Origin of the sequence: Stenotrophomonas sp. HMWF003, assembly GCF_003061285.1 — a bacterium.
Classification (GTDB): Bacteria; Pseudomonadota; Gammaproteobacteria; order Xanthomonadales; family Xanthomonadaceae; genus Stenotrophomonas; species Stenotrophomonas maltophilia_AP.
This window is the reverse complement of the sequence record NZ_QAIW01000343.1, coordinates 2,079-2,363: the sequence shown is the minus strand read 5'-3', so window position 1 is coordinate 2,363 and position 285 is coordinate 2,079. Positions and strand designations below refer to the sequence as shown.

Below are 285 nucleotides of genomic sequence, written 5' to 3'. Positions count from 1 at the left end.
CCGGTGGCACTGGCCGCGGCCTTGGTCGAGTTGACCTGCACGAACGGGCTGCCCGCACCCGGCTGGATCTGATCGATGCGGGTGTTGAGGTTGAGCAGCGAATTGTCCACCGCGGCGAAGGCCACGGTGACGTTGCTGTAGTCGTTGCTGAGCACGCTGCCGTCGGTGGCGATCGAGGAAATGCTGAAGGTCGGCGCGGTCCAGATGCTGGTGGTCGGGTCGAAGCTGGTGGTGCCACCGAAGTAGCCGATGATCGCGTTGTTGGTCTGGAACAGCTGGTTGCCG

Annotated in this window: 1 protein-coding gene; it reads right to left on the bottom strand. The window is 64.2% G+C overall.

The window, feature by feature from the left end; all coding sequences use genetic code 11:
• On the bottom strand, positions 1-285 hold a 285-nt coding region (locus DBR34_RS23150; RefSeq protein WP_258223931.1), incomplete at both ends, for a hypothetical protein.